The organism is Bifidobacterium santillanense (assembly GCF_018555385.1).
Classification (GTDB): Bacteria; Actinomycetota; Actinomycetes; order Actinomycetales; family Bifidobacteriaceae; genus Bifidobacterium; species Bifidobacterium santillanense.
In genome coordinates this window covers 531,678-554,155 of record NZ_JAFEJS010000001.1, presented here as the reverse complement: position 1 = coordinate 554,155, position 22,478 = coordinate 531,678, and the positions used below count along the sequence as shown (strand labels likewise).

The following is a 22,478-nucleotide window of genomic DNA, read 5'->3' as shown; positions in this document are numbered from 1 at the left end:
GGCCTTTCCTCGTGACGCGCCCCCACATCCATCGCATCCTCATCACACACATCCCGTCCGAAAGCAAAGGTGCTTCCATGACCACCACCACGCATGCGGCGAACGCGGCGGGGGACCGCAGGTCCTCCAAGCCGAAGCGCTCCGACGCCGCCAAGCGCGAGCACCGCACCGGCTGGGCCTTCATGGCCCCGTTCGCCATCCTGTTCGCGCTCGTGTTCATCCTGCCCATCTTCTGGGCCATCTACTCCAGCTTCTTCCGCCAGGTCGCCGAGGGCGGCGGCGCGTACGGCGGCGGCAAGCTCGTCAACAAGTTCGTCGGCCTGCAGAACTTCCAGTACGTCGTCACGTCCGCCACGTTCTGGTCCGGCATCGGGCGCGTGCTGCTCTACACGCTCATCCAGGTGCCGGTCATGATCATCGCCGCGCTCGTGCTGGCGATGCTGCTCGACTCGTACATCGTCAAGCGCGTCACCGTGTTCCGCCTCGGCTACTTCCTGCCGTACGCCATCCCCGGCATCGTCGCGTCGATCATCTGGGTGTTCCTGTACAACGGCCAGATCTCGCCGATCGTCAAGGGGCTCGCCGCGATCGGCGTCAACGTCGACTTCTTCGCCAAGAACATCGTCATCGGCTCGATGGCCAACATCACCACCTGGACGTTCACCGGCTACAACATGCTGATCTTCCTCGCCGCGCTGCAGGCCATCCCGCACGACCTGTACGAGGCCGCGCGCATCGACGGCGCCAACGGCCTGCAGATCGCGTGGCACATCAAGCTGCCGAACGTGCGCGCCGCCGCGCTGCTCGCCATGCTGCTGTCGATCGTCGGCACCATCCAGCTGTTCAACGAGCCCGAGATCATGTCCGTGTCCGACCCGAGCATCTCCAAGTCGTTCACGCCGATGATGATGGCGCTCTACACCTCGCGCGGCACCCTCACCCCCAGCGGCGACGGACCCGCCTCGGCCATCGCCATCGTCATGGCGCTGATCGCCGGCGTGCTCGCCGCGCTCTACGCACTCGCCGAAAGGAAGGTGAACGAGCAATGAGCGCAACCACCCCCATGACCCGCCAGGAGCGCGAGGCGAGGCGCGCCCGCCGGAAGGCCGACCGCATCCGAGACCTGCACGCCAACGACCTGCCGCGCTCCATGCAGCCGTCGGCGGCCGTCAGGATCGTCACCATCGCCGCGCTGGTGATCACGCTGATCTACTTCCTGTTCCCGATCTACTGGGCGATCATCGCGTCCACGAAGACGCCGAGCCAGATGACCGGCAGCAACGGCCTGTGGTTCGCGGTCGGGATCGACCAGCTGCCGAACGCGATCGCCGCCAACTACTCCAAGCTGCTGGGCTGGACGCGCGGCAACTTCTGGCGCTGGGTCCTCAACTCCCTGATCTACTCCGGCGTCTCCGCCGCCGTGGGCACGCTCGTCGCCGTCATGGCCGGCTACGCGACCGCCAAGTTCAACTTCCGCGGCAAGAACCTCGCCATCGGCGTCATCATGGGCTGCATGCTCATGCCCGCCGCCCTGCTGACCATTCCGCAGTACTCGATCTTCCACGCGATGCACCTGACCGACACGATGCTCGCCGTCATCATCCCGTGCTGCGTCTCGCCGTTCGGCTTCTTCCTCGGCCGCGTGTACGCGCAGACCTCGGTGCCGAACGAGCTGCTCGAGGCCGCGCGCATCGACGGCGCCAGCGAGGCGAGGATCTTCTTCACCATCGTCCTGCGGATCCTCGCGCCCGCGATGGTGACGATCTTCCTGTTCCTGTTCGTCGCGACATGGAACAACTTCCTGCTGCCGCTCATGATGATCTCCGCCGACACCCTCAAGCCCGTCACGCTCGGCCTGTACGGCATGGTCTCGCTCGCCACGTTCAACGACCGCGGCGCCCTGATGATGGGAGCCCTCCTCGGAGTCCTGCCCGTCATCGTCCTCTTCCTCGGCCTCCAACGCTACTGGCAGGCCGGTCTCGCCGCCGGATCCGTGAAAGGCTGAGCCGTGAAGCGGACAGTCCGGTGGACTGTCCGTAGGCTCAGCCCGAGTGAGGCGAAAGCCGAGCGAGGGCAGGATTGAGTCTCGCGCGTAGCGCGAGTCGATAATTGCAGGGCCGGAGGAGACGCCGTGAAGCGGACAGTCCGAAGGCCGGTCCGTAATTGCACAAAGGAGTACAAGACATATGACCACCGGACGATTCACCCTTCCCACCGAGGAGAACTTCGCCGAGAAGACCCGCGAGCTCGCCGAGCTGTGGGGGGCCGACGCCATCCGCAACTCCGACGGCACGCACCTCGACGACGCGGTGCTCGCCCTCGGCAAGAAGGTGTACAGCGCCTACTTCCCGACGCGCGCCCACAACGAGTGGATCACGCTGCACATGGACGAGACGCCGCAGGTCTACCTGATGACCCAGCGCGTGCTCGCCGAGTCGGACACGATCTCCATCGACCTGATGAGGACGTTCTACGCCGAGCAGCTCACCCCGAACTACGACGCCTCGCCGGCGAAGTACTGGGAGGTCGTCGACCGCACCACCGGCCGCGCCGTCGACCCGGTCGATTGGAGCGTCGACGCCTCGGCCGGCTCCGTCACCGTCATCAACGCCGTGCCGATGCACGAGTACACCGTCTCGTTCCTCGCCTACATCATCTGGGATCCGGTGGAGATGTACAACCACCTGACCAACGACTGGGGCGACAAGGAGCACGAGATCCCGTTCGACATCTACCATCCCGCCACGCGCCGGTTCGTGTTCGACACGTTCGCCAAGTGGCTCGAGGACAACCCGGCCGTCGACGTGGTGCGCTTCACCACGTTCTTCTACCAGTTCACGCTGCTCTTCGACCAGCGGCACCGCGAGAAGATCGTCGACTGGTTCGGCAGCGCCTGCACCGTCTCGCCGGCCGCCCTCGACGACTTCGAGCGGCACTACGGCTACCGTCTGCGCCCCGAGGACTTCGTGGACGAGGGCTGCTACAACTCCGCCTGGCGCGTGCCCGGCAGGCACCAGCGCGACTGGATCGACTTCCTGTCCGGCTTCGTGCGCGAGAACGTCAAGCGCCTCGTCGACATGTCGCACGCCGCCGGCAAGGAGGCGATCATGTTCCTGGGCGACCAGTGGATCGGCACCGAGCCGTACAAGGAGGGCTTCGGCGACCTCGGCCTCGACGCCGTGGTCGGCTCGATCGGCGATGGCACCACCACCCGCATGATCGCCGACATCCCGGGGGTCAGGTACACCGAGGGGCGCTTCCTGCCGTACTTCTTCCCCGACACGTTCCACGAGGGCAACGATCCGAGCATCGAGGGACTCGACAACTGGCGCAAGGCGCGGCGCGCCATCCTGCGCTCGCCGATCGACCGCATGGGCTACGGCGGCTACCTGTCGCTGGCCGCGAAGTTCCCCAAGTTCGTCGACACCGTCACGCACATCGCCGACGAGTTCCGCGACATCCACGAGCGCACCGGAGGCGAGGCCGCCGAGGGCGAGCTCAACGTGGCGATCCTCAACTCGTGGGGCGCGATGCGCTCCTGGATGGCGTTCACCGTCGCGCACGCGCTGCCCAACAAGCAGACGTACTCCTACTACGGCCTGCTCGAGGCGCTCTCCGGCATGCGCGTCAACGTGCGGTTCATCAGCTTCGCCGACGTGCTCGAGCACGGCATCGACCCGGACGTCGACGTGATCATCAACGGAGGCCCGGTCGGCACCGCGTTCTCCGGAGGCGACGTGTGGCGGGACTCCAAGCTGCTCGAGACCATCCGCTCCTGGGTGCGCGCCGGCGGCGCGTTCGTCGGTGTCGGCGAACCGACCGCCGTGGCCGGATGGCAGGGCGGACGCTTCTTCCAGCTCGCCGACGTGCTCGGCGTCGACGAGGAGCGCTTCCAGACGCTGTCCGTCGACAAGTACTTCCCGCCGGTCACGCCCGACCACTTCATCACCGCCGACGTGCCGGTCGATCCGGCCGCGCGCGAGGCGTGGGAGAGCGCAGGATACCGCGCGCCCCTGAGCGGCTGCGGCGGAGGCCAGGGCAGGGCGCCGCTGGGCGGCATCGACTTCGGCGAGCCGATCCCCAACACCTTCCCGATCGACGAGGACGTCACGCTGCTGCGCGCCGACGGCGGTCAGGTGCAGCTCGCGGTCAACGAATACGGCAGAGGACGCGGCGTGTACGTGTCCGGACTGCCGTACTCGGCGGCCAACGCGCGCCTCCTGGAACGCATCCTGTTCCATGCGAGCCGCAACGAGGACCGCTACGCCGCGTTCAGCTCCACGAACCCCGAATGCGAGGTGGCCCACTTCGCCGGACGCCGCATCTACTGCGTGGTCAACAACACCGACCGCCCGCAGACCACCGACGTGACGCTGCCCGACGGCTCGTCGGAGCGTTTCGATCTGGAACCCAGCGCCATCGCATGGCGCGACTGCTGACCGAAAGGAGAGAAAACACCATGACCGCTGAACCGACGCATGCAACGGCGCATGCGGAGCAACGGCGATGGCTCGTCGGCGTGGACGTCGGCGGCACGAAGATCGAGGCCGCGCTCGTGGATCCGGACAGCGAGGTCCGCTCCACGGCGCGCGTGCCCGCCAGACGCGGCGAGGACAACCTCGTCGAGGACGTCGTCGCCGTCGTGCGCGAGGTCGCGGGCTCGAGGCTCGCCGACGTCGCGGCGGTGGGGATCGGCACGCCCGGCCGTGTCGAGAACGACGCCGGCATCGTCGAGCACATCGTCAACCTCGACGTCGAGGCCGTCGCGCTGGGGCCGCGTGTGAGCGGGGCGATCGGCGTGCCCGTCCACGTCGAGAACGACGTGAACGCCGCCGCCCTCGGCGCCGCCCGGCTGCTGCCCGAGGCGCGGGGGGACGGCGTCGTGACCTTCCTCAACTTCGGGACCGGGCTCGCGGCCGGCGTCATCGTCGACGGCGAGCTGTGCCGGGGCGCCAGCGGCGCGCTCGGCGAGGTCGGGCACATCCCGGTCGATCCGAACCGATTCGACTGCCCGTGCGGCCAGCGGGGATGCCTGGAGACGGTGTGCTCCGGCGCGGCCGTGGCCAAGCTGTGGCCCGTGGCCGGGGGAGAGGCGGCGATGCCCGACCTCATCATCCGGGCCGCGCAGGGCGAGGTGGAGGCGTGCCGCGTGCTCGGCATGGTCAAGCACGCCATCGGCGACGTCATCCAGATCGTCGTGCAGGCGCTGGACCCGGACGTGATCATCATCGGCGGCGGCATGTCCCGCACCGGCGAGCCGCTGATGCGGGTGATCGAGGACGAGCTGTCGGCGCGCGAGGAGCCCTGCCCGTTCCTCAGGGGTCTGCATCTGGCCGATCGTCTGCGTCTGGCGCCGGCGGACGCGCCGCTCGGGGCGCTGGGCGCGGCGCTGTCTGCGGGGCCGGCGGCGCTTTCGGTCTGATCCCGCGTCCGGGGCCTTCCCATGCCATCCGGGGCCCCTATGACCCTATGCCTCCTCGAGATGACGCAGCACCACGTTGATCGCCGCGCCGCGCAGCGCGATGCCGGCGCCGCACTGGCAGCGGCGGATGGTGGTGCGTTCGTGGAACTTGGACTGGGTCATCGCGTCCAGCCGCTGCTGCGCCGCCTCGAGGAACGCGTTGTTGACCACGTCCGCCGGCCCGCACAGGCAGATGTCCGTCACGTCGAGCAGTCCGACGGGCATCGCCATCGCCGAGGCGAAGTACTCGCCCGCCTCGTGGATGATGGACGCCTGAGTCTCCTCGTCGGCGCCGATCATGCGCTCGCGCAGCGCCGGCGCCGAGATCAGCATCTCCATGCAGCCGCGCTTGCCGCACGGGCAGTCGGGGCCGTGCTCCGGATCGAGGGAGATGTGCCCGATCTCGCCGCCGGCGTGATGCTCGCCGACGACCGGCACGTCGTTGATCAGCGTGGCGGAGCCGATGCCGCGGTCGAGCTTGACGAACATGAGGTTAGGTCCGCCCTGGCCGAAGAACCGCTCGGTGAGCATCGCGCACATCACGTCGTTGGCCACGGTGACGGGGACCGTGAACCTGGTCTCCAGAATGGTCCTCAGATCCACGTCGTGCCAGCCGAGCGCCGTGGATTCGCGCACGACGCCGTCGCACACCACGCCGGGCAGACCGATTCCGATGCCGATGACGGTGTCCGAGTCGAGGTCGGCGCGCAGCTGGTCGACGAGCTGGACGATCGCGTCCACGTCGATGCGGTTGTCCGGGCCGAGCGCGATCTCCATGTGCTGGTGCGTGACGCCCAGCAGATCGGTCACGGCGCCCTGGATCAGATACGCCTGCGACAGGTCGATGCTGATGATGCGCAGCCGGGTCGTGTCCACGCTCAGCAGCGTGGCGCGCTTGCCCTTGCCGGTGGCGGGGGAGACGTGGCCGTTCTCGCGGATCAGCCCCTCGTCGAGCATGTCGTTGACGACGTCGGACACGGCCACGCGCGACAGGCCGGTCAGACGGCCGAGCTCGGCGCGCGAGCACTGGTTCGAGGGGAACAGCAGGTTGAAGATGAGCGCGCGGTTGAGCCGCCGCACATCGGAGGGGCTGGCCTTGGTCGTCCGGCCCGGGGTCCGCAGGGGGAGCGAACCTGTGTACGCCTGATCGGGCATGATGCCACCTTCCTCGACATGCCGCGCGTCCCCGCGTGAACGGATGCGGGCCGCGGCTCTGGATGCGGAACCAAAGGATACCGGATGCGTCGCGACACTGCCGACACATAAGAAAACGTAGTTTCCATTATAGGGGAACAATGTTGTCGACAGTCTCGAAAACCGCTGAAAACAGCGCGTTTGAATTCTGCGTGCTTTCTTAACATTTTCGATCGGCCCATCCGCGGCGGCCGCGGGCGTCCGGGAGGCGCCGATCGGCCGCGGCCGCGTCCGTCGTTCGGCCCGCGGACCCGTCTTGCATGCCGGTCTCACGATGTGAACGGCGTGTTAACGGGAATCCGCCATGCGGACGATTCCATGAAACGGCGGAATTCCGGGGAAAACCCGCGTTCGCGACGCTTGGATGTTACATAAGGAAACGTCGGGTTAACACGGGAAATCCGTATGGTGGGCCCTAATCCACGCCGGGAATACGAGGTGTGGCTTAGGAAACTAGAGAGAGGATTCCTAATGAAATCCAGGAAAGTCATGGCGCTGATCGCATCCGTCGCGGCCATCGCCTCGCTCGCCGCATGCGGCGGCGTGAAGGATGACGGCGCGGGCGCGGCCGACGGTTCCGCCATCACCATCGGCACCACCGACAAGATCACCAGCCTCGACCCGGCCGGCTCCTACGACAACGGCTCCTACGCCGTGCAGATCAACGTGTTCCCGTTCCTGTACGCGCAGGACTACAACACCTCCGAGCTGAGCCCCGACATCGCCGCCGACGACGGCACGTGGAACTCCGACGGCACCGAGTTCACCGTCAAGCTCAAGAGCGGCCTGAAGTTCGCCAACGGCAACGACCTGACCGCCTCCGACGTCAAGTTCTCCTTCGACCGCGTCAAGAAGATCAACGACGAGAACGGCCCGAGCTCGCTGCTCGCCAACATCGACTCCGTCACCGCCAAGGATGACACCACCGTCGTGTTCAAGGACTCCGTGCCCTACGACGTGACCCTCAAGCAGGTCCTGTCCAGCCCGGCCGGCCCGATCGTCGACGAGGACTCCTTCTCCGCCGACAAGCTCACCGACGCCGACACCATCGTCTCCAAGAACGCGTTCGCCGGTCCGTACAAGCTCACCTCCTACAAGAACAACGAGGCCCTGGCCTACGCCAAGAACGACTCCTACAAGGGCCTGACCCCGGCCAAGAACGAGGCCGTGCAGGTCAAGTACTTCGCCGACGCCTCCAACCTCAAGCTCGCCGTGCAGCAGGGCCAGATCGACGTGGCCTACCGCTCCCTGAGCCCGACCGACATCGAGGACCTGTCCAAGGACTCCAAGGTCAAGGTCGTCAAGGGCCCGGGCGGCGAGGAGCGCTTCCTCGCCTTCAACTTCAAGATCCAGCCCTACGGCGAGTCCCAGCCCGACGCCGACGCCGCCAAGGCCAAGGCCGTGCGTCAGGCCGTCGCGAACCTGATCGACCGCGAGGAGCTCGCCACCAAGGTCTACAAGGGCACCTACACCCCGATGTACTCCTTCATCCCGGACGGCTTGGCCGGCCATGAGGACACCCTCAAGTCCGCCTACGGCGACGGCAACGGCAAGCCCAGCACCGAGAAGGCCAAGCAGGTCCTCGAGGCCGCCGGCGTCAAGACCCCGGTCGACCTCAAGCTCCAGTACAACAACGACCACTACGGCTCTTCCTCCGCCGACGAGTACGCGGCCATCAAGAACCAGCTCGAGGAGGGCGGCCTGTTCAAGGTCGACCTGCAGTCCACCGAGTGGACCCAGTACAACAAGGAGCGCAACGTCACCGAGGACTCCGACGGTTCCTACCCGGTCTACCAGCTCGGCTGGTTCCCGGACTACTCCGATCCGGACAACTACCTGTCCCCGTTCTTCCGCGACGGCAACTTCGTGAACAACGCCTACTCGAACAAGGAGGTCAACGACCTCATCGTCAAGCAGGCCGGCGAGAAGGACGCCTCCGCCCGTGAGGACATCCTCAAGCAGATCCAGAAGCTCGAGACCGAGGATCTGTCCACCATCCCGCTGCTGCAGGGCGCCCAGGTGGCCGTCACCGGCGCGAACGTCAAGGGCGTCACGCTCGACGCGTCGTTCCGCTTCCGCTACGCCTCCGTCACCAAGAGCTGAATCCGGCGGCCGCGGGGCCGGACAGGTTCCCGCGGCCATGGACGAGGTTCCATCCAAGGGCTGAGTCGTAGGCCCTGATTCCGGCTCCCCTCGGGCGATCGAGGGGAGCCCTATTCGTATTCCAACTAAACAAAAGGAGCGTCGCGTGTCACACACCACGGCTCCGGCTGCCGCGGCGAACGCGGACCAGCCGAAACAAACCAAGAGGAACCGGCTGTCGGGCGGATTCTTCCGCTTCATCCTGACCAGGTTCCTGCTGATCATTCCCACGGTCTTCATCCTCGTCACCATCGTCTTCTTCGTGATGCGAGCCACCGGCGACCCGATCTCCGCCGCGCTGGGCGGACGACTCACGCCGGACGAACTGCAGAAGCGCATCCACGCCGCCGGGTATGACCGACCGCTCATCGTCCAGTACGCCGACTACCTCGGCGGTCTGCTCCACGGCGATCTCGGCACGACGCTCACCGACAACCAGCCCGTCATCACCATCCTCACCCGCTACGGCGCCGCCACCTTCGAGCTCGCGCTGCTCTCGCTCGTCGTCGCCCTCGTGGTCGGCATCGGCCTGGGCCGCCTCGCCGCCAAGCACCGCGACCACGCCGCCGACGCCGGCATCCGCGTCTTCGCCATCCTGTGCTACGCGACCCCGGTGTTCTTCCTCGGCCTGGTCCTCAAGCTCATCTTCTCCGTGTGGCTCAACGTGCTGCCCTCCTCGGGCCGCTCCGACCTGTCCAGCGAGATGCAGTTCGGCCGTCTCGTCTCGCCGACCGGCTTCTACATCATCGACGCCCTGCAGCTGGGGAACATGACCGTCCTCGTCGACGTGCTGCGCCACGCCGTCCTGCCCGCGCTCGCCCTGGGACTTCTGACCGCCGGCGTGTTCATCCGATTGGTGCGCACCAACGTGATCGCCACCTACAACTCCGGCTACGTCGAGGCCGCCCGCTCCCGCGGCGTCTCCGAGTCCCGCTTGCTCAACAAGCACGCGTGGCGTCCGGCCCTGATCCCGATCATCACCGTCATGGGCATGCAGATCGCCATGATGCTCGCCGGCGCGGTCCTCACCGAGACCACCTTCGAATGGAAGGGGCTGGGCTTCATGCTCTCCACCTATCTGAAGGCCCGCGACTTCGTCGCCGTGCAGGGCATCGTGATCCTCATCGCCATCATCGTGGCCGTCGTCAACTTCATCGTCGACGTGGTCGCCGCCCTCATCGACCCGAGAGTGAGGTACTGACATGACCGAAAGCACAGTCAACAAGGTCGGCGTGCCCGGCGACAAGCGCCTCGACGGCCTCAAGGTCAACAAGCCCGCCCCCTGGTGGGCGAAGGCCCCGATCATCAAGGACCTGCGCATCGCCGTCGGCTGGCAGAAGGGCATGCTCGTCACCGGCCTGGCGATCACCGCCTTCTTCATCCTCGTGGCGATCTTCGCCCCCGTCATCGCCCCCTACGACTACGCGCAGATGAAGGGCGACGACGGCGTGGCGTTCACGCCGCAGCAGGCGCCCAGCGCACAGCACATCTGGGGCACCACCGTCGCCGGCTTCGACGTATTCAGCCGCACCGTGTGGGGCGCCCGCACCGCCATCATCGCGATCATCATCGCCGTGCTGCTGTCCATCTTCGCCGGCGTGTTCCTCGGCCTCGTCTCCGGCTACTTCGGCGGCTGGGTCGACCGCGTGCTCGTCGTGATCGCCGACGCGATCTACTCGTTCCCGTCCCTGCTGCTCGCCATCCTCATGGCCATCATGATCTCCGGCGGCCAGTCCGGCCTGTGGAGCGGCATCCTCGCCTCCGGCATCTCGATCACCGTGGTCTACATCCCGCAGTACTTCCGCACGATCCGCGCCGAGGTGGTGCGCATCAAGAACTCCGCCTACGTGGAGTCCGCGAAGGTCGTCGGCGCCTCCACCTGGCGCATCATGACCAAGCACCTGCTCAAGAACTCGACCCGCACCCTGCCGGTCATCCTCACGCTCAACTCCTCCGAGGCGATCCTGACCCTCGCCGGCCTGGGCTTCCTCGGCTTCGGCATCGAGCCGACCTCCGCCGCCGAATGGGGCTACGACCTCAACCGATCCGTCGCCGACGTGACCGCCGGCATCTGGTGGACGGCCATCTTCCCGGGCCTGGCGATCGTGCTCATCGTGCTGGGCATCACGCTGGTCGGCGAATCGCTCAACGATCTGGCCGATCCTCGACTGCGCGCCCGCAAGTCCGCCGGCGAGGTCGTCGGCTCGATCGAGGACACCTCCGTCGACCCGAACGAGAAGCCGGGCGTGCGCAACGAGGTCGTCGCCGAGCTGGACGCCGCCAGGAACCCGCTCACCCCGGGCGAGACCCCGGCCACGGTCACCGACCATGACCCGGCGTTCCCGGGCAGCGAATGGACCGGCGAGGGCAAGGCCCCCGACGCCGGCAAGGAGAAGGAGTGAACCATGGCTGACGCAACCGCATCGACCCCAACCGCCAATCTCGCCGAGATCAGGGACCTGTCCGTCTCCTTCATGACCGACGCCGGATCCATCAAGGCGGTCGACAAGATCAACTTCACCATCCCGCGCAAGACGGTCGTCGGCGTGGTCGGCGAATCCGGCTCCGGAAAATCCGTGACCGCGCGCTCGATCATCAAGCTGCTGCCCGAGACGGCCACCACCTCCGGCGCCGTCTACCTGTCCAAGCGCGACGGCTCCGACTCGCTCGACGTGCTCTCCCTGAGCGGCGAGCAGCTGCGCGAGGTGCGTGGCTCCGAGGCCGCGATGGTCTTCCAGGAGCCCAACTCGGTCCTGAACCCGGTCTACACGATCGGCTGGCAGATCGAGGAGGGCCTGCGCGCCCACGGCATGAAGGACAAGAAGGAGCTGAGGGCCAAGGCCATCGACATCCTCAAGAAGGTCGGCATCCCGGACGCCGAGACGCGCGTGGACTACTACCCGCACCAGTTCTCCGGCGGCCAGAAGCAGCGCATCGTCATCGCGATGGCGCTGGTCCTGAACCCCGGCCTGATCCTCGCCGACGAGCCGACCACCGCGCTCGACGTGACCGTCCAGGCCGAGATCCTCGACCTGCTGCGTCTGGCTCGCGACGAGTTCGACGCCTCCGTGCTCATCATCACGCACAACATGGGCGTCATCGCCGACATCGCCGACCAGGTCGTCGTCATGTACCGCGGCCACGTGGTCGAGCAGGGCACCGTCGAGCAGGTCTTCTACCATCCGAGCGCCGACTACACCAGGCGCCTCCTCGGCGCCGTGCCGCGCATCGGGCAGAAGCTCGTCGTGCGCGACCGAGAGGGCAAACCGATGGAGCGCGCCGTCGACTGGCGCGACCAGCCCGTCGCCGTCGAGGCGAAGGGCCTGACCATCACCTATCCGGGTCACCTCATGCAGCCCGACTTCAAGGCGGTCGACGGCATCGACTTCACCATCCACCGCTCCGAGGTGCTCGGCCTCGTGGGCGAGTCCGGCTCCGGCAAGTCCACCACCGGCCGCGCGATCGCCGGCCTGCAGAAGGTCTCCGGCGGCTCGCTCAACGTGCTCGGCATCGAGATGAACGGCGTCAGGGAGCGTGACTTCAAGCCCAAGCGCGCCGACATCGGATTCGTGTTCCAGGATCCGGGCTCCTCGTTCAACCCGCTGATGACCATCGCGGAGAACGTGGCCGAGCCGCTCATCGTGCACAAGAAGTACGGCTCCGTGGCCGAGGCGAGGAACTACGTGGGCGACCTGCTGGAGATGGTCCAGCTGCCGCGCGCGTACATGAACCGCTTCCCGCACGAGCTGTCCGGCGGCCAGCGCCAGAGGGCGTCGCTCGCGCGCGGCCTCGCCCTGAAGCCGTCGCTGCTCATCGCCGACGAGCCGACCTCCGCCCTGGACGTGTCCGTGCAGGCCAAGGTGCTCGAGCTGTTCAAGAAGCTGCAGGTCGAGATCGGCTTCGCCTGCCTGTTCATCACCCATGATCTGGCCGTCGTCGACATGCTCGCCGACCGCATCATGGTGATGCACAAGGGCAGGATCGTCGAGCACGGCGACGCGGACGACATCATGCAGCGCCCGCAGAACCCGTACACGAAGAAGCTGCTCGCCTCGCTGCCGGTGCCGGATCCGCGCGAACAGCAGATCCACCGCGCCCAGCTCCACGAGCTGCTCGCCGCCGAGGCGTAGAAAGGCAGAACACGCGAGAAAAAGGACCGCTGAGCACCACTCAGCGGTCCTTTTTCTCGAGATACGGGTCATTCTCGAGAATTTGTGCCGCTGGGAGTCGTCCAGCGGCACAAATTCTCGGGGAACGGCCGTTCGGCGTCGGTCTCAGTGCCGTTCGCCGTCGAAGACGAACAGCGCGTGGCTGTCGCCGCGCCGCTTGTTCTCGATGTACGTGCGGAACAGCTTCAGCCGTTCGACCGTGCTCTTCGCGAGCGGCTGCGGCAGGTCGTCGAGGTCGAACCAACCGACCGACAGGCTCTCCTCGTCGCCGACGAACGGCTCGGCGTTGCCGCCGGGCTTCAAGGCGCACAGGAACGAGTGGTCCATGTACTGCGCGATGTCGCCGTTGGCGTACGTCATCGGATTCGGATCGGAGGTGACGGCGACCAGGTCGGTGACGACCGCGTCGACGCCCGTCTCCTCCTTGATCTCGCGCACCACCGTGTCCGCGGGCTGCTCGCCCGGCTCGTTGATGCCGTAGACCATCGCCCACTGACCGGTGTCGGAACGGCGGCCGAGCAGGACGCGGCCCCGCTCGTCAAGCACGCAGCCGGTCACGCCCACCATCCACAGCAGGTCGTGGCCGATCTTCTTGCGCAGTTCAAGCACGAATTGCGGTGTCGGCATGTGTTCTCCTTTCGAAAACGGGCTTTCCGGTGAGGGAAAGCCCGATCGTCATATGGCGATGACGGTTACGGTCACTTGGCCGCCGCGGCGCGGTCGGCCATCCAGGCCTCCACGTCCTCGATCTGCTTCGGGATGCCGGCGGAGATCCATTCGGGGCCGTCCTCGGTCATGAGCACGTCGTCCTCGATGCGGATGCCGATGCCGCGGTACTCCGGCGGGATCAGCATGTCGTCCTCGCGGAAGTACAGGCCCGGCTCGATCGTGAAGATCATGCCCGGACGGATCGGCGCGCCCTGATAGGACTCGAAGCGGGCCTGCGCGCAGTCGTGCACGTCGAGGCCGAGGTGGTGCGCCACGCCGCAGGCGAGCCAACGGCGGTGCTGCTGGCCCTCGGGGGACAGGGACGTCTCCACGTCCACCGGCAGCAGACCCCAGTCGTGCAGACGCTCGGCGATCACGCGCATACAGGCGTGGTGGATGTCCGAGTACGTGGCGCCCGGCTTGGCGGCCTCGAAGCCGGCCTGCTGGGAGTCGAGCACGGCCTGGTACAGGCGCTTCTGCAGGTCGGTGAATTTGCCGTTCGTCGGGAACGTGCGGGTGATGTCGGCCGTGTACAGGGAGTCGACCTCGACGCCCGCGTCGACGAGCAGCATGTCGCCGGTCCTCACGACGCCGGTGTTGCGCATCCAGTGCAGGATCGGGGCGTGCGGGCCGGAGGCGACGATCGAGTCGTAGCCGACCGTGTTGCCCAGCTCGCGGGAGACCGCGTTGAACGCGCCCTCGAGGATGCGCTCGGAACGCGGCTTGTCGAGCGCGCCCGGCAGCGAGGAGAGCAGACGGTCGAAGCCGGCCTTGGTCGCGGCCACGGCCTTGCGCATCTCGCCGATCTCGTAGTCGTCCTTGACCATGCGGGCCTCGGACGTGAACTCGTGCAGCTTGTCGTCGTCGGCGGCGTTGCGGTCCGGATCGGCCGCGCCGTTCGCCTCGCGCACCGACTCGACCAGCGCGGTGATCTGCGGGTCGGTCTCGCGCATCACGCGCACGCGGACCGCGCCCGCCTCCGAGCCGACGTCCTTGCTCAGCGCGTCGGCCAGCTGCGCGATGTCGTGCGTCTCGATGCCCGTCATCGCGGTCATCTCCTTGAGGCCGGCGCGCGGGCCGACCCAGTACTCGCCGTAGTGCGGGTTCATGAAGAAGTCGGTGGTGGAGTTGTCGGCGCGCGGGGCGACGAACAGTTCCGGCACGTGGGTCTGACCGGCCTTGGCCTCGGGGGAGTCCGGGTCCACCGGGTTGAGGACCAGCACGGCGCCCGCCTCGTAGTCGACGCCGAGGCCGGTGTAGTACGCGAACGCGGTGTCCGGGCGGAACATGTAGTCGCAGTCGTTGTTGCGCACCTTGGGGCTGCCGGCGGGGATCACCAGGCGCTCGCCGGGGAACGCGGCGCCCAGGGCCTTGAGCCTGGCCGGCGTGAACTTCGAGGACTCGAGCGGCTCGATGTCCGGCTCGTCGTCGGCCCAGCCGGAGCGCATGAACTCCTTGAACGCCTCGGAACGCGGGCGCAGCGAGCGGTTGTTCACGCGGTCGCTCATCGCCTGGTCTGGGCCCGGCGCGGCCTTGCGCTCCTCGGCCTCGTACTCCTTGTCCTTCTCGGTGACCACATCACCCATGAAATGCTCCTTTTATGAAGAAAAGGTCTCGTGTTACCGGTCCCATCCTAGTACTGTGTCCTTCTGTAACGCCAACACCTCCACCGAAGGGAACAGGACCATGACTTTCGACATCGAGACGTTCGGAGCGGTCACCCCGGACCATCTGCCGCCGTTCGCCGAGCGCCTGCGTAAGGCCGCCGACGTCATCTGGGAGGAGGGCTACCGCCAGCCGTTCCTGCGCGAGCTCGCCTCGGGCACCCTCTCGCGCGAGCGCTTCACGTTCTACCTGCTGCAGGACTACCGCTACGTCAACGACTACGCGAAGGTCCACGCGCTGGCCCTCACCAAGACGCGGGACGTCGAGGTCATGCGCTTCATGGCGAACGTGCAGAACGGCGTGTTCAACGTCGAGTCCGAACTGCACCGCACGTACCTCAAGGGCTTCGGCATCACCGAGGAGCAGATGAACTCGGTGCGCCAGTCCGCGTTCGCGCGCGCCTACACGGCCGACATCCTCGAGATCGCGTACTCCGGACAGCTGATCGACATCCTCGTCGCCGTGCTGCCGTGCGCGTGGGTGTACGCCGACTACGGCCAGAGGCTCGCCCGCGAGCTCGGCGACGCGCTGGAGACCAACCCGTACAAAAGCTGGGTCGACATGTACAAGACGGAGGAGTTCTGGAGCGGCACGGCATGGCTGCTCGAGCACATCGAGCGGCTCGTGGAGGACCTCGACGAGCCTCGCCGCCGCGAGCTCGTGGACATCTTCGTCCACGGCGTCGGCAACGAGTACATGTTCTGGTCCAGCGCCTACGACATGCAGTACTCGTGGAAGCCGGAGTGGGACGCGGCCGGCCGCTGAGCCGCTCGCGGGACGACGACCGCCCGGCGCGGGGGCGGCCCGGAACATGCCGGTGTCCCCTCCGTCCGCCGGTCGGCCGTCGCGTCGTATCCGGACGCGCCGGCCGGCCTCCCGTCAACGACCCCAATCCGGGCTCACGCCTCCTCGTGCCAACGGGGGTTCTGACCGAACGTGTAGCCCTCCGGATTGTCCATCGCGGCGATGTCCCGCATGTCCTGCTCGTCGAGCTCGAAGCCGGTCAGATCGATGTTCGCGCGCTGGCGCCCGCGGTCGAGCGACTTCGGGATCGCCACGTCGCCGAGCTGGAGGTGCCAGCGCAGGATCGCCGCGACGGGGGAGACGCCGTGCTTGTCGGCGATGCGCGTGATCGTCGGGTCCGACAGCATCTGGTTGGCGCGACCCAGCGGGCTCCACGCCTCGGTGATGATGCCGTGCGCGTCGTCGTAGGCGCGCTGTTCGGCCTGCTGGAAGAACGGGTGGAGCTCGACCTGGTTGACCGCCGGGGTGACGCCGGTCGCACGGATCAGCAGGTCGATGTGCCCGGGCAGGAAGTTGCTCACGCCGATGTGCCTGACGATGCCCTGCCGCTGCGCGTCGACGAGCGCGCGCCACGCCTCCACGAACTGGCCCTGCGACGGGTTCGGCCAGTGGATGAGGTACAGGTCGATGTAGTCGAGGCCCATGCGCGCCACGGACTCCTCGATGGTGGCGCGCGCCTGGTCGTACTGGTGGTGGCGGCCGGGCAGCTTCGAGGCGACGATGATGTCCTCGCGAGGCACCTCGGACTCGCGGATCGCCCTGCCGACCACGCCCTCGTTCTCGTAGTTGAACGCCGAATCGATCAGGCGGTAGCCGACCTCAAGCGCCGACCTGATGGCCTCGACGCCGGCGAAGCCGTTGACCTTGTACGTGCCGAAGCCGATGGCCGGCAGCTCCAGCCCGTCGTGCGCGCGTCTGGTGGGGATGGCCGGCGGTTCGAGCAGTGTCATGATGGTTCCCTTCGTTGGTTCGTGTGACTGCCGTCCCGGTCCACTCTACGCCGATGCGGCGAGACCACGATGCATCGACGGAGGTGCGCCTCCGATTGTGTGGCAATATGGAGATTGAGAGTGAAAGGAATTGGGTGAAGCCATGTACTGCCGATTCTGTGGGGCAAGGTTGCCGGAGAACGCTTCGTTCTGTGTGAGATGCGGGAGAAATCTCTCGGGGACGGACGTCGCTTCGCAGGCGACGGTCGATACACTGCCGCCGGAGCCCGTTCCGGTTCAGCCGGATGGCCCGCACGCATCCGATGGCGATTCCTGCAGCGGCATCGTGGACGATGGGAGCTCCGCGGACGCGGGGAGCCGTGGTGGGAAGAGCCGAAAGACAACGAGGCTGACGCATGTCATTGTCATATTGGCGATACTGGCCGTTCTCGCCGCTTTGGTGACCATTGGCTATATGGCTACTCATCAGGGGCGATCATCCTCCGGTGATGATGCCGCCGATAGTGCTTCGAATGCCCGGTCGGCTGAGACCTGCTCGAAGGCGACGACAGTGCAAGGCGAAATAGTAGTCGGGGACTGCACGAGGGGCGGAGAAGGAACCGTTGCGCTGTCAAAGGGCCTGCTGGCTCTCTATGAGGCTCTAAAAAGTTCTGTAATAAATGACGAACAAGTGTTTGTGGGTGGAAAGTACAAGGGTGATCAGCAGCCGGATCTGATGCTGACGTCGGCTATGGACAATCTGGGGTCCGGGAGGAATGCCAGTGCGGCGAACGGATTGGCGTCATTGCTCGGCGAGGATGACGCTGCCGCGTTCTACCAGAGTCTTGTCCCCTCAGACACGGCTTCCATTTATATGGAAGATACCGCCGATTATAAGAAAAGGCAGAGTATTGAAGATTCGTTCCCTTGGTATCGCGCTCATATAGCGGGATATGGCGATTTTGTCTATCGAATAGGTTTTCTCATCAAGGGGGCTCAATCCAATAGGATTGTGATCGGTGTGACGGTGTATGATACATCGAGTGTTCCCAGCACCATCACGGTCCAGGAGTCGAAGCCGGCGCAAACAGAATCCGACGGATCCTCCGATCAGGGTACTCCTGCGAATACTCAGAAGGGGCAATCCGTCGATACGGATTTCAATGATTTGTGGACATCGGTCGTGGTCAACGAGAATCTCTCGAGGATCGCGGGGAAATACTGTCGTAAAGACGGCGCCTGTGTGAGTATTAACGCCAATGGCGATCATGTCGCGGGCGATTATTCGACCAATCCCGGAACCATTGGTTTCGTCTCGGGAGATTCATCCCTGAACCCTCTGCCGCAAGGTGCGTCGACATTGGATTTGAGCTTCGCGTATCAGCAGCAGGATACCCCTACCTCGGCTGTACCGATCGATCTGCAGACCATGACCACCGGATGTGATGCCGCGTCCGATGCCTCGTGCGTCTCCGGGGTATCCTATGTCGCGTCCAATGCGAAAACCGACGAATTTTCGGAGCGGATCAGTTCGGGTAATCCTCCGGATACCACCAAGGATTATCTGGTCATCGGATGGACGACGGAAGTGTCCGACAGCACCGTTTTTTATCGACAGGAGTAGATGTGTTCTGCTATAAATGCGGCAAAAGGATTCCTGAGGATTCGGCGTTTTGCCCATACTGCGGAGCGGATATCCGCGCGATCGCCGGGTTGCGGCAGCCAATGCCCCAACCCGCCCCTCGTCCAATGATGCGGCCCGCTCCCGGTGCTCCGGCGCGACAACAGGCGCCCATGCCTTCCTGGGGACAGCAGACATACGATTCCCCCAATGGGCGGTATGGGCATGCGGGAGCCGGCAATGGGCGGCCTATGCCCGCTATGCAAAAACTGTCGGCGTTCTCGACGAAAGGTCATGCCGCAGCCAGACAATTCCCCGGCAAGCCGATCATGTTCGCGATCTTCCTTTTCCTGTTCGTCATAGTGGTCGTCGCTCTTTTCAATGCGGGACAAGGCTCCGGGACATTGGGCAAAGCGATGTATGCCTGTCAGCAGCGAGTCGACTCCAGTGTGTGGTCCCGCGAAGTCGAAGGGGATTACAGGTATTTCGAATTATCCGATAGAGGCAATACCCTGACCGTTGAGGGGCTATCCGATCCCAATGACGCAATCCTCAATTGCGTCACCGACCAACTTGACATGCCCCAATCGGTATGGTCGAAGATTCTCCATACCCGTCCCCTTGACGGCACCCTGACCGATGAGTGGGATCACATGAAGATAACGTGGAGCTATCAAGCCGATAACGGATTGAATATCGTCTTCGAAAAGAAGTGAGAGGAAGGACGATGTCTTCGTTCTGCCATAAATGCGGGGCCGGTCTGTCGCCGGATTCCCGGTTCTGCGCTCGATGCGGCGCCCAGGTCTGGCAAGGCGATGCGCCTGAACAGTCATACGGCCATCCCGCGAAGGAGGAGTCGGCTCCCCGCACGCCTCCTCAAAGGGGAGACTCCGATCCGCGGGCAAATATGACCAGACCCTCCAACTCGGTCAGGGCCGCCATTGTCCTCATTCTGATACTTGGCGTATTCGTCGCGCTCGCCGTTATCGGAATCATGGCGGGACGAGGGGGTATCGGCGGTGACTCCGTTGCCGGCGGTGCGACGAGTAGTGCTCAGCAGGATGACGGTGAAGACCAACAGGACGAGCATCCGGTGGTGTCGGCGATCCTTGCGAATTGCCCCTCCACCAATAATGTGCTTGTAGAATCAGCTGAAAACGGGCAATACGCAGGTGTGAGCTTCTCAATGAACGCAGCTGTTGACAAGGCTGCAGTTTCACAGGATATGGATTGCATTCGCGAGCAGGTTGGGATGCCGTCTCAGCAGCAGGAAGCATATTTGAATGGTGCCAAGTTATGGGTAACTCTCACCCAACTGGCAATGGATGGATTCCAGAATTCCAATTCCGGTATCCAATCCCTCGGTTTCACTGAATTGGGCAGCAATGCGCAGACTCGCTGCGTGATAAAGAATATCTCTTCATTGCTGGCATATTGTGAGATCGGTGATCGGGATGGTTCCCAGATCGATGCGGGCACGCAGGAAGATGCCACGTCCGGTCAGGAGAGTTCGTCGACTGAGCAGGTACCGGCCGCGAACGATGACTCATCCTCCGATTTCGGCTCGCCCGAGGATGCGGTCGGCTACGAGAAGTACAAGGACTACGACTGTGCCGCGGGCACGACCGGAGCGATTGCTCCCTGCAGCGATATATACGCGAGTATGGGGACGGGAATGAAGTATCTGCCATTCGGCAAGGAGAACGCTCCGGCCGATGACCAGTACGGCTTCGAATATATACCTGTGGATGAGAACCGGAACGGTTCCATCGATGATGGAGAATGAACGCTGGACGCATTGTCTTGTTCAGGTCCTGCAACAGCTACCATGTCTGTTTTCTCATCCATTCGCGGTGAGTGCTCCGAGGACAATCTTGCGGTGATTGGGCGGTACGCGCATCAGGCGTCGGACGTGGGTGTACGGTTACTCGCGCTGCCCGAGGGGCTGATCGTTCGGGATCTTACGACCTGTCTTTCGTTGCCCGTCACACGCAGCCGTTGGACGGACCGTTCGTCGACGGCGGCGTCGCATATTCTCCGAGCACGGCGTCACACTGACGGGCACCGTGCACGTTTCGGCGTGAAACGAACGAACCGGCGGCGGCTGCGTTTGACGCGGTCTCCGCGATGAGCCGTCGGCGAACCGGCGCCGGTGCGGGCGTGCGGCTACACTAGGGGAAGTTTTTCGTGAATCCGAAGTCAGGGAGCACAGGAGGAACCATGTCATTCGAACATCCGAACCGGAACAACGAGTCGATCGAGGACGTCGAGCTGGACATCATGAGCCGGCCGCCGGAGCACAACACCACCAACCTCGACCTGGACCGCATGAACCTCATGCTCGATCTTCTGGGACACCCGGAGGAGTCGTTCCGCGTGATCCACGTGACCGGCACCAACGGCAAGGGCTCCACCGCGCGCATGGCCGAGGCCATCTGCCGAGCCTACGGCATGCGCACCGGCCTGTACACCTCGCCGCACCTCGAGAAGATCAACGAGCGCATCGCCATCGACGGCCAGCAGCTCTCCGACGACGACTTCATCGACGCCTGGGACCAGATCAAGGACCTCGTCGCGATGGTCGACGCGAGGATGGAGGAGCAGGGCAAGCCCCGCATGAGCTTCTTCGAGGTCCTGACCTCGATGGCCATCTGGAAGTTCGCCGACGCCCCGGTCGACGTGGCCGTCGTCGAGGTCGGTATGGGCGGCGCCTGGGACGCCACCAACGTGCTCGACGCCGACGCCGCGATCATCGGACCGGTCGACATGGACCACATGCAGTGGCTCGGCGACACCGTCGAGCAGATCGCGACCGAGAAGGCCGGCATCATCAAGCCCGACTGCACCGCCGTCATCGGCCCGCAGCCGCACGCCGAGGCCGTCCTGCCGATCCTCGAGGCCGCCGCCGAACGCAACCACGCCAAGCTGGTGCGCGACGGCTACGAGATGGAGGTCGTCTCCCGCGCCCCCGCCGTCGGTGGTCAGGTGGCCACCCTCAACACGCCGCTCGGCACCTACGAGGAGGTCCCGATCGCCAAGTTCGGCGAGCATCAGGCCCACAACGCGCTCGCCGCGCTCGCCGCCTGCGAGGCCGTGATCCCCGTCTCCGGCGCGCTCGACGGCGACATCGTCGCCGAGGCGCTTTCCGGCGTGAAGATCCCGGGCCGCATCGAGCAGATCCGCACCTCGCCGACCATCATCGTCGACGGCGGCCACAACGTGAACGCCGCCGAATCCTTGAGGGCCGCCATCGAGGAGAACTACCACTTCGAACAGCTCGTCGGCGTCGTCGCCATGATGGAGGACAAACAGGTCGAGGAATACCTCGGCGTCCTCGAGCCGATCCTGAGCCAGGTCGTCGTCACCGAGAACTCGTGGCGCGACCGCGTCATGCCCGCCGACGAGCTGGAGAAGATCGCCGTGGAGGTCTTCGGCCGCGACCGCGTCATCAAGGAGCCCGAACTGCCCGACGCGATCCAGACCGCCGTCAACCTCGTCGACGAGTCCGACGACCTCGGCGTCGGCTACGGCCATGGCGTGCTCATCTGCGGCAGCTTCGTCACCGCCGGCGACGCGCGCACGATGCTCGAGGAGCACATGAGCCCCGTCATGAGGAAGGCCATGAGCATCCACCAGCCGGTCGTCGAGCCCGACGACTCCGACGGCGCGGACGGCGCCGACTCCGATGACGCGGATCTCGACACGTTCGGCGCCCTCGGCGGCATCGACGGCATGGAGACCGGCGCGGACGAGACGGAAGAAGCCGCGGAAAAGGACGAGTAGAC

17 protein-coding genes and 3 pseudogenes are annotated in these 22,478 nt (G+C 65.4%); 16 read left to right on the top strand and 4 right to left on the bottom strand.

Annotated elements, in window-relative coordinates:
• Nucleotides 1-77: 77 nt before the first annotated feature.
• The 4 genes from JS528_RS02470 to JS528_RS02455 all read left to right on the top strand — a co-directional run bounded on the left by JS528_RS02470 (nucleotide 78) and on the right by JS528_RS02455 (nucleotide 5,422).
• Nucleotides 78-1,049, top strand: a complete 972-nt coding sequence (locus JS528_RS02470; RefSeq protein ID WP_214357491.1) for a carbohydrate ABC transporter permease — start codon at nucleotides 78-80, stop codon at nucleotides 1,047-1,049.
• Nucleotides 1,046-2,005, top strand: a complete 960-nt coding sequence (locus JS528_RS02465) for a carbohydrate ABC transporter permease (RefSeq protein WP_240541250.1) — start codon at nucleotides 1,046-1,048, stop codon at nucleotides 2,003-2,005. The genes JS528_RS02470 and JS528_RS02465 overlap by 4 nt, the downstream gene beginning before the upstream one ends.
• A gap of 181 nt (nucleotides 2,006-2,186) precedes the next feature.
• On the top strand, nucleotides 2,187-4,439 hold the full coding sequence (gene gnpA / locus JS528_RS02460) for a 1,3-beta-galactosyl-N-acetylhexosamine phosphorylase (protein WP_214357490.1): 2,253 nt from the start codon (nucleotides 2,187-2,189) through the stop codon (nucleotides 4,437-4,439).
• Between the two features lie 20 nt (nucleotides 4,440-4,459).
• Nucleotides 4,460-5,422 (top strand): ROK family protein, encoded by a 963-nt coding sequence (locus JS528_RS02455; RefSeq protein WP_214357489.1) that lies wholly within the window; start codon nucleotides 4,460-4,462, stop codon nucleotides 5,420-5,422.
• Nucleotides 5,423-5,467: 45 nt separating this feature from the next.
• Here JS528_RS02455 and JS528_RS02450 read toward each other — a convergent pair whose 3' ends face one another.
• The gene (locus tag JS528_RS02450; RefSeq protein WP_214357488.1) at nucleotides 5,468-6,616 is read right to left on the bottom strand and encodes an ROK family transcriptional regulator; all 1,149 of its coding nucleotides are present in this window, start codon (nucleotides 6,614-6,616) and stop codon (nucleotides 5,468-5,470) included.
• 510 nt (nucleotides 6,617-7,126) lie between these two features.
• Here JS528_RS02450 and JS528_RS02445 point away from each other — a divergent pair.
• The 4 genes from JS528_RS02445 (at nucleotide 7,127) to JS528_RS02430 (ending at nucleotide 12,927) form a co-directional block, all read left to right on the top strand.
• Nucleotides 7,127-8,758 (top strand): ABC transporter substrate-binding protein, encoded by a 1,632-nt coding sequence (locus tag JS528_RS02445; protein ID WP_214357487.1) that lies wholly within the window; start codon nucleotides 7,127-7,129, stop codon nucleotides 8,756-8,758.
• 145 nt (nucleotides 8,759-8,903) lie between these two features.
• A complete protein-coding gene (locus JS528_RS02440) occupies nucleotides 8,904-9,998 on the top strand; it encodes an ABC transporter permease (protein WP_214357486.1) in 1,095 nt (364 codons plus the stop codon).
• Between the two features lies 1 nt (nucleotide 9,999).
• Nucleotides 10,000-11,199 (top strand): ABC transporter permease, encoded by a 1,200-nt coding sequence (locus tag JS528_RS02435; RefSeq protein ID WP_214357485.1) that lies wholly within the window; start codon nucleotides 10,000-10,002, stop codon nucleotides 11,197-11,199.
• A 3-nt stretch (nucleotides 11,200-11,202) separates the two neighbouring features.
• Nucleotides 11,203-12,927, top strand: a complete 1,725-nt coding sequence (locus JS528_RS02430) for a dipeptide ABC transporter ATP-binding protein (protein ID WP_214357484.1) — start codon at nucleotides 11,203-11,205, stop codon at nucleotides 12,925-12,927.
• A gap of 144 nt (nucleotides 12,928-13,071) precedes the next feature.
• Here JS528_RS02430 and JS528_RS02425 read toward each other — a convergent pair whose 3' ends face one another.
• Entirely contained in the window at nucleotides 13,072-13,593 is a 522-nt protein-coding gene (locus JS528_RS02425) for an NUDIX hydrolase (RefSeq protein ID WP_214357483.1), read from the bottom strand.
• 71 nt (nucleotides 13,594-13,664) lie between these two features.
• On the bottom strand, nucleotides 13,665-15,260 hold the full coding sequence (locus JS528_RS02420) for an aminopeptidase P family protein (RefSeq protein WP_214357482.1): 1,596 nt from the start codon (nucleotides 15,258-15,260) through the stop codon (nucleotides 13,665-13,667).
• A gap of 100 nt (nucleotides 15,261-15,360) precedes the next feature.
• Here JS528_RS02420 and tenA point away from each other — a divergent pair, with 100 nt between their 5' ends.
• Entirely contained in the window at nucleotides 15,361-16,104 is a 744-nt protein-coding gene (tenA, locus tag JS528_RS02415; RefSeq protein WP_214357481.1) for a thiaminase II, read from the top strand.
• Between the two features lie 134 nt (nucleotides 16,105-16,238).
• On the opposite strand, the gene JS528_RS02410 is transcribed toward tenA, so the two are convergent.
• Nucleotides 16,239-17,087, bottom strand: coding sequence for an aldo/keto reductase (locus tag JS528_RS02410; protein WP_214357565.1), 849 nt, complete (start codon nucleotides 17,085-17,087; stop codon nucleotides 16,239-16,241).
• Nucleotides 17,088-17,235: 148 nt separating this feature from the next.
• Here JS528_RS02410 and JS528_RS11840 point away from each other — a divergent pair.
• The 7 genes and pseudogenes from JS528_RS11840 to JS528_RS02390 all read left to right on the top strand — a co-directional run.
• Nucleotides 17,236-17,298 (top strand): annotated as a pseudogene (locus tag JS528_RS11840) (zinc-ribbon domain-containing protein); the annotation flags it as partial.
• A 249-nt stretch (nucleotides 17,299-17,547) separates the two neighbouring features.
• Entirely contained in the window at nucleotides 17,548-18,696 is a 1,149-nt protein-coding gene (locus JS528_RS02405; RefSeq protein WP_214357480.1) for a hypothetical protein, read from the top strand.
• Nucleotides 18,648-18,761 (top strand): annotated as a pseudogene (locus tag JS528_RS11835) (zinc-ribbon domain-containing protein); the annotation flags it as partial. The gene JS528_RS02405 and the pseudogene JS528_RS11835, both read left to right, overlap by 49 nt.
• A 183-nt stretch (nucleotides 18,762-18,944) precedes the next feature.
• On the top strand, nucleotides 18,945-19,409 hold the full coding sequence (locus JS528_RS11490) for a hypothetical protein (protein WP_240541248.1): 465 nt from the start codon (nucleotides 18,945-18,947) through the stop codon (nucleotides 19,407-19,409).
• An 11-nt stretch (nucleotides 19,410-19,420) separates the two neighbouring features.
• Nucleotides 19,421-19,489 (top strand): annotated as a pseudogene (locus JS528_RS11830) (zinc-ribbon domain-containing protein); the annotation flags it as partial.
• 111 nt (nucleotides 19,490-19,600) lie between these two features.
• The gene (locus tag JS528_RS02395) at nucleotides 19,601-20,479 is read left to right on the top strand and encodes a hypothetical protein (protein ID WP_240541247.1); all 879 of its coding nucleotides are present in this window, start codon (nucleotides 19,601-19,603) and stop codon (nucleotides 20,477-20,479) included.
• Nucleotides 20,480-20,913: 434 nt separating this feature from the next.
• A complete protein-coding gene (locus JS528_RS02390; RefSeq protein WP_214357477.1) occupies nucleotides 20,914-22,476 on the top strand; it encodes a bifunctional folylpolyglutamate synthase/dihydrofolate synthase in 1,563 nt (520 codons plus the stop codon).
• The last annotated feature ends 2 nt before the right edge of the window (nucleotides 22,477-22,478 follow it).

What these genes read in the sequence shown, in the direction of transcription:
- JS528_RS02470 (WP_214357491.1), top strand. Translation starts at nt 78, where the DNA reads ATGACCACCACCACGCATGCGGCGAACGCGGCGGGGGACCGCAGGTCC.
- JS528_RS02465 (WP_240541250.1), top strand. Translation starts at nt 1,046, where the DNA reads ATGAGCGCAACCACCCCCATGACCCGCCAGGAGCGCGAGGCGAGGCGC.
- gnpA (WP_214357490.1), top strand. Translation starts at nt 2,187, where the DNA reads ATGACCACCGGACGATTCACCCTTCCCACCGAGGAGAACTTCGCCGAG.
- JS528_RS02455 (WP_214357489.1), top strand. Translation starts at nt 4,460, where the DNA reads ATGACCGCTGAACCGACGCATGCAACGGCGCATGCGGAGCAACGGCGA.
- JS528_RS02450 (WP_214357488.1), bottom strand. Translation starts at nt 6,616, where the DNA reads ATGCCCGATCAGGCGTACACAGGTTCGCTCCCCCTGCGGACCCCGGGC.
- JS528_RS02445 (WP_214357487.1), top strand. Translation starts at nt 7,127, where the DNA reads ATGAAATCCAGGAAAGTCATGGCGCTGATCGCATCCGTCGCGGCCATC.
- JS528_RS02435 (WP_214357485.1), top strand. Translation starts at nt 10,000, where the DNA reads ATGACCGAAAGCACAGTCAACAAGGTCGGCGTGCCCGGCGACAAGCGC.
- JS528_RS02430 (WP_214357484.1), top strand. Translation starts at nt 11,203, where the DNA reads ATGGCTGACGCAACCGCATCGACCCCAACCGCCAATCTCGCCGAGATC.
- JS528_RS02425 (WP_214357483.1), bottom strand. Translation starts at nt 13,593, where the DNA reads ATGCCGACACCGCAATTCGTGCTTGAACTGCGCAAGAAGATCGGCCAC.
- JS528_RS02420 (WP_214357482.1), bottom strand. Translation starts at nt 15,260, where the DNA reads ATGGGTGATGTGGTCACCGAGAAGGACAAGGAGTACGAGGCCGAGGAG.
- tenA (WP_214357481.1), top strand. Translation starts at nt 15,361, where the DNA reads ATGACTTTCGACATCGAGACGTTCGGAGCGGTCACCCCGGACCATCTG.
- JS528_RS02405 (WP_214357480.1), top strand. Translation starts at nt 17,548, where the DNA reads ATGGCTACTCATCAGGGGCGATCATCCTCCGGTGATGATGCCGCCGAT.
- JS528_RS11490 (WP_240541248.1), top strand. Translation starts at nt 18,945, where the DNA reads ATGCCCGCTATGCAAAAACTGTCGGCGTTCTCGACGAAAGGTCATGCC.
- JS528_RS02395 (WP_240541247.1), top strand. Translation starts at nt 19,601, where the DNA reads ATGACCAGACCCTCCAACTCGGTCAGGGCCGCCATTGTCCTCATTCTG.
- JS528_RS02390 (WP_214357477.1), top strand. Translation starts at nt 20,914, where the DNA reads ATGTCATTCGAACATCCGAACCGGAACAACGAGTCGATCGAGGACGTC.